This is a genomic window from Paenibacillus sp. B2(2019), from assembly GCF_008370385.1.
GTDB lineage: Bacteria > Bacillota > Bacilli > Paenibacillales > Paenibacillaceae > Paenibacillus_AQ.
In genome coordinates this window covers 326,929-340,099 of record NZ_VTZR01000024.1, presented here as the reverse complement: position 1 = coordinate 340,099, position 13,171 = coordinate 326,929, and the positions used below count along the sequence as shown (strand labels likewise).

General features: G+C 43.2%; 11 protein-coding genes and 1 riboswitch. Of the genes, 4 read left to right on the top strand and 7 right to left on the bottom strand.

Annotated elements, in window-relative coordinates; translation table 11 throughout:
* Positions 1-109: 109 nt before the first annotated feature.
* A riboswitch (FMN riboswitch) is annotated at positions 110-258 on the bottom strand.
* A gap of 208 nt (positions 259-466) precedes the next feature.
* Both PAENI_RS22790 and PAENI_RS22785 read left to right on the top strand, forming a co-directional pair.
* Positions 467-1,657: a PstS family phosphate ABC transporter substrate-binding protein gene (locus PAENI_RS22790; RefSeq protein ID WP_262495693.1), complete on the top strand. Its 1,191-nt coding sequence runs from the start codon at positions 467-469 to the stop codon at positions 1,655-1,657.
* A gap of 207 nt (positions 1,658-1,864) precedes the next feature.
* Positions 1,865-3,361 carry an N-acetylmuramoyl-L-alanine amidase family protein gene (locus PAENI_RS22785; protein WP_076284653.1) on the top strand — a complete coding sequence of 499 codons (1,497 nt, stop codon included), beginning with the start codon at positions 1,865-1,867 and terminating at the stop codon, positions 3,359-3,361.
* 50 nt (positions 3,362-3,411) lie between these two features.
* Here PAENI_RS22785 and PAENI_RS22780 read toward each other — a convergent pair whose 3' ends face one another.
* The 5 genes from PAENI_RS22780 to PAENI_RS22765 form a co-directional block, all read right to left on the bottom strand.
* On the bottom strand, positions 3,412-3,816 hold the full coding sequence (locus PAENI_RS22780) for a VOC family protein (protein ID WP_076284530.1): 405 nt from the start codon (positions 3,814-3,816) through the stop codon (positions 3,412-3,414).
* A gap of 23 nt (positions 3,817-3,839) precedes the next feature.
* A complete protein-coding gene (locus tag PAENI_RS22775; protein ID WP_149646785.1) occupies positions 3,840-5,312 on the bottom strand; it encodes a carboxylesterase/lipase family protein in 1,473 nt (490 codons plus the stop codon).
* A gap of 19 nt (positions 5,313-5,331) precedes the next feature.
* Positions 5,332-6,486, bottom strand: coding sequence for an AI-2E family transporter (locus PAENI_RS22770; protein WP_042190319.1), 1,155 nt, complete (start codon positions 6,484-6,486; stop codon positions 5,332-5,334).
* A gap of 169 nt (positions 6,487-6,655) precedes the next feature.
* Positions 6,656-6,805, bottom strand: coding sequence for a hypothetical protein (locus PAENI_RS31960; RefSeq protein ID WP_188114656.1), 150 nt, complete (start codon positions 6,803-6,805; stop codon positions 6,656-6,658).
* A 168-nt stretch (positions 6,806-6,973) separates the two neighbouring features.
* The gene (locus PAENI_RS22765; protein ID WP_149646784.1) at positions 6,974-7,333 is read right to left on the bottom strand and encodes a (2Fe-2S) ferredoxin domain-containing protein; all 360 of its coding nucleotides are present in this window, start codon (positions 7,331-7,333) and stop codon (positions 6,974-6,976) included.
* Between the two features lie 147 nt (positions 7,334-7,480).
* Between PAENI_RS22765 and PAENI_RS22760 the strand changes: the two genes are divergently transcribed.
* Positions 7,481-9,067 (top strand): AraC family transcriptional regulator, encoded by a 1,587-nt coding sequence (locus PAENI_RS22760; protein ID WP_149646783.1) that lies wholly within the window; start codon positions 7,481-7,483, stop codon positions 9,065-9,067.
* A gap of 103 nt (positions 9,068-9,170) precedes the next feature.
* A complete protein-coding gene (locus PAENI_RS22755) occupies positions 9,171-10,199 on the top strand; it encodes an ABC transporter substrate-binding protein (RefSeq protein WP_262495692.1) in 1,029 nt (342 codons plus the stop codon).
* 143 nt (positions 10,200-10,342) lie between these two features.
* Here the strand turns inward: PAENI_RS22755 and PAENI_RS22750 are convergent, their stop codons facing one another.
* Together PAENI_RS22750 and PAENI_RS22745 are read right to left on the bottom strand one after the other, a co-directional pair.
* Positions 10,343-11,368: an iron-hydroxamate ABC transporter substrate-binding protein gene (locus tag PAENI_RS22750; protein ID WP_188114655.1), complete on the bottom strand. Its 1,026-nt coding sequence runs from the start codon at positions 11,366-11,368 to the stop codon at positions 10,343-10,345.
* A 132-nt stretch (positions 11,369-11,500) separates the two neighbouring features.
* The gene (locus PAENI_RS22745) at positions 11,501-13,126 is read right to left on the bottom strand and encodes a helix-turn-helix domain-containing protein (RefSeq protein WP_188114654.1); all 1,626 of its coding nucleotides are present in this window, start codon (positions 13,124-13,126) and stop codon (positions 11,501-11,503) included.
* Positions 13,127-13,171 lie beyond the last annotated feature (45 nt).

Here is a 13,171-nt window from a genome sequence, read left to right as displayed (position 1 = left end):
CGATACAAACCCTCGATAAGAGACCAAAAACCCCCGAATCACCATAAAAGGTCGACTCGGGGGCATTATCAATAAAGACGTACAGGATAGACTCCTAGCGCCTTTATCTTATGATCCTCTCCCATCCGGACTTTACCGTCGGCTCTGGATTCACACCAGATCAGTCACTTCTCTGCAAGCAGAACAAGTGAGTCGCGGGCTCAGTTCGCTTTGAACATTACCGCCGGTTGGGAATTTCACCCTACCCCGAGAATCTTGTATTCCGTTGTTTTTTTCACAATCTCAGAATAAACCTCTTCTTGCCATTCGTCCAGTACTTTATGAAAATATACATAAAATTTTCATGTATCACAGCTTTTCTTACATATTTTTTTCGTTATTGTTCTACTGTCTCATCCAAAAAAATCTGTATAATGAAATTATGTTTATTTTTCCATAGTTTAGGAATTTTTCTAAGGAGGATGTTATGAAAGAATCATTTTGGATGAAGGAGTCATTCTGGACGAAGTTATTGTTCTCCTTTTTTGCTGTCGGAGTCATAGCTTTTTTAGGATTCGTAGGTTCGATAATTACCGCGCTTTTCGGGGGACTAATGTTTTATACTCCACTTGTGGCGAGTTTATCTGTTGTGATAGCTATTTATGTTGTACTCCTTATATTTAATGTATTGTCCCGAAAAACAAGCAATATTATATTGCTATCCATCCTCGGACTTAGTGTGCTCGTAACCGCAGGATATGAGATCAAACAAGCATATATCAACAGCATTGCCACGGTCGATGATCGGGAAGTTAATTTGGTACAATACGAACCTTTTGCTGAGAATACCAAAGCAGTGAATTTGGATAAACCTTCTTCATATCATATCGATAATAACTTACCAAAATTGGATGGCGCAACCGCACTATACCCACTGTATTCAGCTTTCGTGCAATCTGCTTATCCTGCGGCTAGTTATAATCCATATGATTTTCAAACAAGTCAAGTGATTTGCAGTAGCACACCGGAAGCTTACAAAAGACTAATCGAAGGTGAAACTGATATTATCTTTGTCGCTGCTCCTTCTCTTGCCCAACAGAAACATGCGAAGCGAAAAGGTGTCGAGCTGAAGCTCACACCCATCGGCCGCGAGGCTTTCGTATTTTTTGTGAATAAACGAAACGAAGTAACTGGAATTTCCACCGCCCAGCTTAAAGATATCTACGCAGGCAAGATCACCAATTGGAAAGATGTAGGCGGAGCTAATAACCGTATTCGCGCTTTTCAACGCCCAGAGGATAGTGGGAGCCAGACGATGCTGCAAAAGTTTATGGGAGACACTACACTCATGACACCTCCTAAGGAAGACGTGGCGGATATTATGAGCGGAATTATTAAGCAAACCTCCAGTTATCGCAATTATAAAAATGCACTCGGGTACAGCTTCTTATTTTACGCCTCAGAAATGAATCAAAGTGGGGAAATTGCACTACTCGCCATCGATGGTGTTAAGCCCGACAAAGAGAGTATTCGCAGTGGACAGTACCCTTTGGCTACAGAATTTTATGCTGTGACTGCTGGAAGTGACAACCCCAATATTCAGCCCTTTCTAGATTGGATGCAATCTGCTCAAGGTCAGGAATTGGTAGAAAAAACGGGTTATACTTCTTTGCAATAAAATATTGTTACGAAAAGAGGGCTAACCCAAATGTTTGGGTTAGCTCTCTTTTCGCTTTTTCTACCGAAATTTTTCCTTTTTCACTCTATAAGAGCGCAACTTTTGGAAACTATTGTCGTTTAAGATTTATATAAGCCGAAACTGCATCATAGGAAGAAAAAGTAAGAATTGCTAGAAACCAAGAAACGGGGATGGTAGGGATTGCAGATGAAGAAGTTTGGTTTTTTGGCGTTACTGCTGCTTTTGTTGGTGCTGGTTCATCCAGGAACTGGTTATGCCGGCTCTGCAGAGACACACATCAATCTAGACGGCAATGATCTTAAGATTTCAAAAGAAGCACAAGTCCAAATTGTAAATGGAAGCGTGATGGTTCCACTTCGCCTCGTTACGGAGCAGCTTGGTTATACCGTGAAATGGGATAATGTGACCAAGACTGCAACCATTGAGCAAAAGGGAACGACATTAAAGCTTATCGTGAATAATGCGATGGCAGAGGCTTCGGGGAAACAGGTAAAACTGGACAACCCTCCTTTTCTCAGTGGCAACACGACCCTCGTTCCTTTAAGATTTGTTGGTGAACAGACAGGAACTACTGTCGGTTGGGATAATGTGACCAAAACGGTATACTTAACTTCTCCAGTTCCAGAGATTGGCGGAAGCGAACCAGAAATTACAGTTCCAGACACATCTGTAACCGCACCCTCTGATAATGGATCGAATGGTAACACAACAACTGATGGAAACACCTCGACGGCAGCAGTCACAAATCTTAGCTTCATCGATAACAAGCTCATCATCGCGATGAACGGCAGTGTAACACCAAATGTATTCACAATGACAGATAAAGACCGAATTGTCGTAGATTTACCGAATACCAGCTTTGGCGACAGCTTTCATCAGAACCTTTCTGTCGGAAAAAACCAAAGTGGGCAGTTGACGATTACCGAATATCCTAACGTCTCAACCATTCGTTATTCATTATTCAGTAGTTCTCCCTCTACGATCCGGATCGTGATTGATCTGAACAGTGCGAATAACTACAGTGTAACGAATGCTAACGATGGACTTATTATAGTGGATCTAAATGGGACAAGCACCACGCCTCCTGCAACCACTGTACCTGAAGTACCGGTCACAACGCCTCCACCTTCTACTGGCAACACAGACAAGAAGATAATCGTTATTGATGCAGGACATGGTGGGAAAGATCCTGGCACTGGAAGTAACCGCAAAGAGAAGGATTTCACCTTGCCAACAGCACTAAAAATTGCAGAATTACTAAAGAAAGAGCCAAATATCGAGGTTGTGCTCACTCGAAGTGATGATACATACCCGACCCTGCAGGACAGATCCAACCTCGCCAATAAGGTAAAAGCAGATTTGTTCATCTCTGTTCATGCCAATAGTATCCCAGTGGGCAGTAAGAGCAATCCTAGTGGTACAGAGACCTATTACACACGTAAAGATAGTTTATTATTCGCGCAAACCGTTCATAAATATCTTACTGTTGCTACAGGTCTTCAGGATCGAGGGGTTCGTCAAGCAAATTATCATGTAACAAGAGAAACTAAAATGCCAGCCATTTTATTAGAATGTGGTTACTTAAGTAATACCAAGGACGAAGCATTACTCTTCACAGTAGATGTTCAGAATAGGATAGCCGAAGCAGTAGTTCTAGGGATTAAGGAATATTTAGGTCGATAGAAAAAAGGGGAGCTTCTTAGCCAATTGGCTAAGAAGCTCCCCTTTCTATTTTATTCTTGTTTGTTATTCCAAACACTCATTCGTTCTCTTAGATTAGAAGTGTGTAGCTCTAACTGAATCCCATCTGGATCGAGAAAGTTGACGGTCCAGCCTACTCCCCTTTTAACAGGTCCTCTAATGATTCGTACTTCGTGGGTACGGAGTACCTGTAAAGCCTCCTCGAAATGTTCTTCCGCTATACTAAAGGCAATGTGGTCTATCCCAATTACACTGCCCATTAATTCAGTGTATTCTGGCTTTTCAATGATGCAAATCCATGCGCTTCCCCATTCCAGATAAGCATCTGTATTCCCTTTGTGTATTAGCTGAAGACCCAAAATACCAGTATAAAAATTCAATGAGCGTGATAAATCACTTACATTAACCGTTACATGATTAAATCCTTGGACCTTCATCTCCGCTCATCCCCTCAGACTTCTCAAACCAGAATAGAGACAATTCTCTTGCGTTTCTCTGAATCCGGATCTTGAGTTACTCGCATCTCTTCATCAAAGATCAGTGTAGGACGTCCTTCCAGATTATACTCAGGCCATGATAGCTCAGATGTCGCTGGGTCTCCTCGATGAGCAAAGGCAATCCATGCCGCATGCATACTTTCAGCCAATTTTTGCATTGCGGGTGTAATTTCCGCACCCAAGCGAGTTACATGAGACAGATTGTTAAAAGCATAGACAATTTCCGCACCATGTACAGCTTTGTTTAACAATGGATGGCCAGGGACCGTCCCATCAAAACGATACATCCACACAGGCGCATAGGCCAATTGATTCTCAGCTAAGGATATAGAGGTTCCCCAGAAATATAGATCCGTTAGAATCTCCGCCTGTCCCTCCCATGTAGAAGAATAGTGGCTGGCAACCTCCGCCAGACTTCCAGTTCCCATCATCTGCTCCAGCGCCTTGAGCGATTCATCAAAGTCTGCACCTGGTGTTTCTCCCCTGAAAAATAAATTCCCCTCATCTCGATTGGTTCCAATCATCAAAGGAATACCCTGGGCCGATCCTTCTGCCACAGCCTGTGAAGGATCTACAGGAAGTGTATCCCCATCAATGACAGGCTGAAATAACATGCCTATTGAACCACCCGTTAATTTAATGGTCATTCTTGTGGCTGCATCTATAATTTGTTCCGCTGAGAACGTATTAAGTAGGCTAGTATCTCCATCAGGAGAAATGCCTAGTTCAGTAAGTAATGCTACAGCAATATCTTTTCCTTGCTGATTTGGCAAGGTTTGAGCAGCCCCACTTTGCATGATCGCTCCAGCAAATAATCCCTTTGCAGCAGGCATAGCCAGAAGGGCAGCGATACTCATGCTGCCAGCTGATTCTCCAAATACCGTAACTCGCTGAGGGTCGCCTCCAAAGGCGGCAATATTAAGCTTTACCCATTCCAGCGCGGCAATTTGATCCAGCAAGCCTTGATTAGACGCAAATCCATCACCAAGCGAAGACAGATGCATAAAACCAAATGGTCCCAGTCGATAATTAATCGTCACCAAGACTACATTACCGTTCTTCGCGAAGCTAGTGCCATCAAACTGTGGCTGACTTCCAGCACCAGTCACAAATGTACCCCCGTGGATCCAGAACATTACAGGAAGTGCCTCGCCTGGGGATGCAGGTGACCATACATTTAAATATAAACAATCTTCAGAATGACGAGGTGTTAAGCCACCGAAACGCGTACCTCTCGTATCCGCTGGCTGATGGCTAACTGGACCAAATTCAGAAGCATCTCTAATTCCGCTCCAAGCTTCTGGTGGCTGCGGCGCACGAAATCGAAGCTCTCCAACTGGTGGAGCGGCAAAAGGAATTCCACGCCAAACGTTCACGCCATCCTCCTCTCGTCCTTGAAGCTTACCGTAAGAGGTTACTGCTATCGGTCCTACCATTACATTTCACCCTTCCACATTATTCCTTATTCTCTTCAATCTGCTTATACAATCCGGACTGGAACCGGAACCATTGAAAAATATGTGTAAATACAACCTTGAGCACCGCGTAACCAGGAACTGCAAGGATAATGCCAAGAACGCCAAACATTTTGCCGGCAAAAATAATCACAAAAATGATCGTGATCGGATGAATCTTCAGTGTCTTGCCCATAATCTGCGGTGAGATAAACTTTCCTTCAATCAGCTGTACAGCCGTCCAAACGATGATCATCTTCAGCAGCATAAATGGTGAAGTGACCATGGCTACAATTAAGGCTGGTGTAATAGCAATTGCCGGACCCAAATAGGGAACAACTGCTGTACATGCAGCAGCAATAGCAAGAACAAGTGAATACTCCAGACCAATAATCAAGTAGCCAATATAGAGCAGCGCACCAATGCAGCAGCTTACTATAATTTGCCCTCGAATATAGGATGATACCTGGGCGTTCATTTCCGACATTACCATCCGAGTCTGCGGCTGCAGCGCGGTAGGTACAAATTTCAAAATGTAATCTGGCAATCTTTTTCCATCACGAAGCAAGTAGAATAGAATAAACGGTGTCGTCACCACCGCCAGCACAATCTCCGTAACGGCTCCGACGAAGCTCCCTACACCTGTTAGCGCATTATTCAGAAAAGAAGTGCCCCAAGCCGTAATTTTACTGGTGATTTCACTTAGGTTGGTTCCTATACTATCTTGAACTTGACCAAAGAATTCGCTTCCCGTCAGATTCATAAATCGTTCCTGGATCAAGTCACTATACCTTGGAAAATCGTCAATCAAACCAGATAATTGCGTTCGAAGAATCGGAATCACCATCACCAGAATCAACGTAATAATACCCGCAATTAACAGATAAAGAATGATGATTGCATACACACGTTTCATCCTGAATCTTTTTCCCATTAGGTCTACTAACGGATTCAGCAAGTAATAAGCGATACCGGATAGTAACAATGGTGCAGCCACCGTGTGCAGCAATACAGATATAGGCGTAAAAATAAACGGTATCTTTGAGAACACCAGGATAGTTACCCCAGTTAACAATAAAATAAGTAAGGTTACCACAAATTTATTGTTTAGAAAAAACTTCTTAAACTTCCCCGGCCACACCTGCAGCCTCTCCATCGAACCCTCTCCCCCATGCGCCACCTTATATGAAGTGTTATTTTATTCACTTTTTAATAGCATAGTCAACGTTAGGGGCGCAAGTCAAATTTGATATCCGCAATTCTGCCCGCCTTCACAAAACCAATCGATTGATATACTTTGTTAGAATCCGGGTTTTTGGCATCTGCTACGCCATAAATTCTGCAATCGTAGTACTGTATTCTTCAGTCGCAAGCATCATATATGTATGAAAAGTTTCTTCATGTAATTCACAAAAAGATTCCGCAAACAACTGCGCCGTTTCTGCATGATCATCCACTGTAAACCTCTTAAACATGTCTATTCCCCCTAGCTCTTCCTTTCATTCAATCATAATCCTCTACTAAACAAAAAGAAACGAAGTTGCTTTCCTGAAAAGACAAAAAAATACCGCCAGCGCATTGACGGTACTTCAATCATTTCTAATTTGATTTCACTTAGCTGCGAAGCTTCGATCAGCGGACAGCTATTTTTTCTTCTTCCCTTTAGCTCCCTTGTCATTTACAGCCATCAGCTGACCATCATATGTATACAGCAGATGATCTTCAAGTCTCTCGCCCTGTAAATGCTTCCGTACTAGCGATTTCGCTGATTTAGGTGTGATCTCTTTATACCACACACCTTCAGGGTATGCGATCACGACGCAGGAATCTGAACATCTACCATTACAACGGGTTACCGTCGTATGTATAAGACTCTGTGCACCTTGCTTTTCAATCTCATCTTCTATCGCTTCAGCTACCTCTTCACCTTTATGTTTCTTGCAGCTGCTACCATTACATATCAACAAGTGACTTACGGTTCCTTGTAAATTCCAAGTTGTCATGAAATCCCCATTCCTTTCATACCTAAAAATATTCGTTAGCGGATTATTCTAAACACTATCATAAGAGCCATTATAGTCAATAGAAAGAAAGACTGGTATACTATAATTGAGAATGATTATCATTGAAAAAAGGGAGCGATTTCTACCATGCCCATCCAATCCGGCGGGATGCCACATCATTCCCATCCTTTTTATATGCCTGTTAAGATTAGTAGCCTAACAAGTCTTTCCCACTACGCAACCGATAACATCCCAGCTACGAATTCCTGTATTATGTTAGTCTGGGAAGGTAAAGGTCAGCTTGAGATAGATGGCGAACTTCATAGCCTCGAATCCGGAAGCATCATGACCTTTGCTGCAACTTCAAAATTGAAGCTAAAGACTGAGCAACAGTTACAGGGGATGTGGATAGAGTACACCAGTATGCCCAACTATAGGCAAGAGCATTATTTTCTAAATGGCAGCCCAGCCTTACACCACGCCTCCACACAATTGATCGCACTGTCTGGTGAGCTTTACAGTGCTTGGATAGAACCCGATGATCGGAAACCGTTTAAGGTCCAGCAATTATTCACTCAATTCATCGTGGATCTTCATCATGAACTGGCTGCAAAAAAGGAGACGTCAGGAAGCTGGATTGAAAATGTGTTTGAATACATAGAAGCTCATTACAACGAAGATATTACTCGGGAGCAGATGGCTACGTTAGCTGGGGTAAGCCCTGAACACTTCTCACGTACCTTTCGTAAAATTATGGGTCAAACTTTCAGCGCTTATATTACACTGTTAAGAATCCGCAGAGCACAGCAGCGAATCCTCACCAGTTCCCCAAATCTAACAACGCTGGCGCATGAGGTTGGTTATGAAGAAGGAACTTATCTGAGCCGTAAATTCAAGCAGCTTGTGGGTCTTTCACCTACAGCCTATCAGAATAAGAACAAAAAAATTGTTGCTTTAAACTACAATCACACAGCTATCCTACGGGTACTGGAAATTATGCCTCAACTCGGTGTTTATTCGGATTGGCATCGGAGCTTAGAGCAAGTGCCAGCCTCCAAACAACTTACGATGAACGAAGGTAACTCTTCCCTTCTATTTGATTCGATAGCTTTAGCAGAACCAGATATCATTATCAGCTACAATATTCTTGAGAATAAGATGCTGACTCCAGTTGCTCCGGTCATTGAATTACCCTTTATGCAAATGAGCTGGCGAGAGCAATTTGGTTTGATCGCTGATGTAGTCAACCGGCGACAGCGAGCAGAAGAATGGTTAGGTCATTACGATGGGCTCTGCCATACTGCCAATAAGAAACTGAATCATTCGATAGGATCGGAAAGAGGGACCGCTATCGTTTGGGAGCTTAGTTCCCGAGCAGCTTATTGTTTCAGTAGCAGTTACGGTAGGGGGTGTCAGATTTTGTACGGAGATCTTGGATTCAAGCCACCATCCATCATTATGGAGAACGGAATAATGGATTCAGGGTATCTAGTGTCATCTATTGAGGAAATCGGAACCTATCCTGCAGACTATATTATTATCACTAGTATCCCATCATCTTCTGAGGGAAGAAAACGCCTCTCTCGCCTTCTGCGTTCTCGTGATTGGAAGCAGTTAGATGCAGTCCGTAACAATCGGGTATACATCCTGAACAAGGGTGACATGTTCTATGGATTTGATCCGCTGTCTTCTCAAGCACAGCTTAAAGAATTGCTGCGTGTGATGACATCATAAATATGCACAAACGAAGATCATATTCGTCCATAGTAAATAACTAGAGAAGATTGTAAAGTTCTTATTGAGAATGATAATCAATTACCATAGGAGGAACAACAAATTGCATAATCTACAAAAGAATACTTCGAAACAGAATCATTGGCTTCTATTTCCCTTCATGCTGACGTTAATTCTAGTCCTATCAGCTTGTGGAAATTCCAATACTACGGTGGAGAATACAGGTGGTACCAGTAACACCAGTAATACAACAGCAGCAACACAAGCACCAACCGAAACTAATCAAGAAGCAGAAAGTGCTGAAACCCCTACTGTCAAGACAGTAAGTACCGTAAAAGGTGATGTTGAAATCCCTGTTCATCCTAAACGAATTGTCGCTGAGGAATACTTGGGAAGTCTAATAGCTCTTGATACCATTCCTATCGGAGCTCCAGGCTTGACCTTAGAGAATATGTATTATAAGGAGGCTCTTACCGGTGTTACAGACACAGGAGCGTACGGTAAAATGTCACCTGAAAAAATCATCGCACTAAATCCTGACTTGATTATTTCGGGACAAGCAGAAAGCTATGAAACGCTTAGCAAAATTGCTCCTACCATCATTGTGCCTTACGGGGATTTAAAAGATGCTCATGCAGAATTAACCTATTTCGGAGAACTCCTTGGAAAGGAACAAGAAGCAAAGAATTGGCTTGCAGATTATGACAAACGGATAGCCGAAGCTAAAGCAAAAGTGGACAAGGTCCTCCCGGCAGATGCAACCTTCTCCATCATGGAAGACGGTGGAAAATCCATCTGGGTCTATGGCGATAACTTTGGCCGAGGCGGACAGCCCATCTATCAAGCGCTTGGTCGCAAGCCGCCTACAGAAGTAGCGGCGGAGATTATGGAGAAGCAATGGGCGGAAATATCTAAAGAAGCGTTAACTAAGTATGCCGGAGATTATATTATCTTAACCTCAAATAACCTTACAGAAGCTGATTACAAGGCTGATTCATTTTGGGGCAACCTTCCTGCTGTCAAAAATGGACACCTCTATGTTTGGAAAGAAGAACGTTCCTGGTATTATGACCCCATCGCGGTATTAACCCAGACCGAAGAGCTGGCCGATTGGCTAATAAATAATAAATAATGCATGAGGAAAAGGGATGTCCGAAGCCATAGCGGCTAAGCGGACATCCCTTTATTGTTGTACAAAATTCCTACTAAGATAACTTATATGCATCTAAAGGCGTTTTATCTGTGAGTGATTTTATCTCACGCTTCAAATTTAACTTATTGTAGGGACTTCAACAACGTGACTATCTCATCCAGCTGCTTGTCCAGCGCATAAGCATCAGAGAGATAATAAGTTTTGAGATCGTAGGTGAACACATGACCCGCCTTAACAGCAGGTAGACTTTGCCAGAAGACACTGTCCAGAATGTCCAGCTTGTCCTGCTCCACACCACGGCTGAAGCCTTGGAATATATAATCAGCTTCTCCTAGATACTCGGGCAGCGTTTCGAGAGAAAGGGAAGCCCAGCCTTCCTTAAAGGCTACCTCTTCGACAAGATCAGGTGCATGCAGCCCCAATCCGTTGTATATAATCTCTCCACCACGCCCATATGACGAACCGTATAGATACAGCTCTTTACCGGCAATTTCAAAGATTGCCACCTTTTTGTCAGCTGCGATCAGATCGGCCAATTCCGCTTTCTTCGCTTCCAGCTTCTGATTGAAATCCGCCACCCATTTTACAGCCTGCTGCTCCTTGTTCAAGATTTTCCCGATCTCGATCAACCGTTCCTTATAGTCGTATTTGCCCCAAGGAATAAAGACAGTCGGAGCAATCTTGGAGATTTGCTCATAGGTATCTTCCTGATAAGTGATAATCAAATCCGGCTCCAGGCTCGTTATTTTCTCCAGGGACACCGTCATGTCATCGCCCACTACTTCTACACCTGTAAGCGCCTCTTTGAAATATGGATGGTTCAAGATGTCATTCCCAGCTACGGCAATGGGCGTCACCCCCAGCGTCAGAAGATCACCGATAAAGTCTTGTACCGGAATTACAATTCTTTGTGGATTGCGTGGGATCTGCACCGGACCTTTGTCGCTTTCGTATGTCCAGTACTCTGCATCAGCAGCCGGCTCCGTGCTGTCAACTACAGAATCATTAGTGCTTTTAGCCACTTCAGCAGACGTGCTAGCTGGAGTATTTCCCTGATTAGCAGCTTGTCCGCATGCGCTCAACATTAGCACCAGCGTAAGCACAACGGCTATCATCCTTGTTTTTCCTAACGATATTACTCTGTACAATGTAAATCCCCCTTGAGACTTTATATTATTATGATATTGATAATCAATATCATTTAGATCCTTGTTTAATATAACGTCTCCGTGGGAAAACATATATACACGCTAATACATCAATTTGGCTATGGACGATTGTCAGCATAACTTATGGCCGGTTAACAAATCTGTCTGTATCTCCAACTGACGTTCGAGTGCAAGCCCTTCGCTGCCCCAAAATTCCTCAAGCTTGAGGTAATATATACGTTCATTCCTGAATGCTGGAAGATTGCGCCAAACCACACTCTTGCTAATTCGTTTACGTGTTCTCGACATCCAGTCCTCTCGTCCTGATACAACCACAAACATATGGTCAGCCGCGTATATTGGCAATTCCGACAGTGAGATGCATAGATGATCATTCCGCTCCAGAACATCTGACCTTACCTTGTCCGGCGGAGCTAACCCTAGCATTGGATACAGATTGTACACACCTCGGGCTGTATGATTCCAGATATAAATGCCGTTATCTTGCCTAATCTCATACACCGCTACCGTTTCACCAGATTCAATTAGTGAGGATAAGCGCTGCTTGGCCAAATCTATTTTCAAATGATAGTGCCTTATCCATGCCTCTGCCCTCTCCTCTTCTCCCAGCAGTCTGCCGAATAAACGAATCTGTTCTAAGCGGTCCATTTCATCACATTCCACCGTAACTAGTGGACCCAACTTTTCCATGCATTTAAGCTGACGGGGGCCCAGATAGGTCGGTGCAATGACTATATCAGCTTCCAGTCCAGACAAGTCCGCTTCCGCCGGACATCCCTGCAACTCAAACGATCGTACATCCGCCAGTTCCGGCTGTAAAAGCAATGAGTAGTTCATCACATCTTTTTCAACCGCGACAGGCTTCACACCCAGCGCAAGTAAATCCCCGAAAAATTGCAACGCTACAATCCGCTTCGGTTTGGGACGCAAACGGAAATCTGTTGGAGTCATCCCGGTGACTTGCTTGAATTTCCGGCTCAGATATAGTCCATCTGAATAGCCTACTTTTTGAGAAATTTGCTGGATTGTTGCTTGGCTGGACATCAAATATTTTTTCGCTTTATTCACTCTTAAATGAGCTACATATTCGGTGAAGCTCCACCCCGTCTGCTTGCGGAACCATACTGAGAAATAGCGAGGATTAAATCCCATCATTCTAGACATCATCTCTCGCGTAATCTCCTTTTGGATGTTCTGGTGAATATAAGAGAGCATTCTGAAATATAAACTATCCGTAATGTCTGCTTCAGTATCAACCTCTACAACCAGTTGATGCAGCTGATGCAGCAAGGATTGAATTCTATCTGCCTGTGCTTCTAAATTATTGGCAGCAACGTCTTCCAATTCGCTGAATAAGCGGGTTATTTTATTCGTCGTACGTACTGGTAAAATACCATTGACCGGAAAAAATTCACGGCAAAGTCCATAGACCAATTCTTGCTCAGTGCTATTGCTTAGCCCATATACCTCATAGGAGATTGCTAGAACAGAGATAACGGTCTCTAATGGAGCATTAATATGATAAGTCGTACCTGCACTTAAAAAAAGAATTTCACCTATTTTAAGAGCTACTGTCTCTCCTTCAATGATTATTAGAACGGTAGCTTCTATTGGTGTCAGGAAGAGTGGGGACTGGGCAATCTGGAGATTACTGATGTGACCACCGCCGCATTGGCGTTTCCCAGCCTCTTTTAACATATAAATTCTGTGAACCGGGTTATTATTAGATAGCTTCATTCCTGCTCCCTTCCAGATCATCAGGCTATTAAACCTTGAAATATA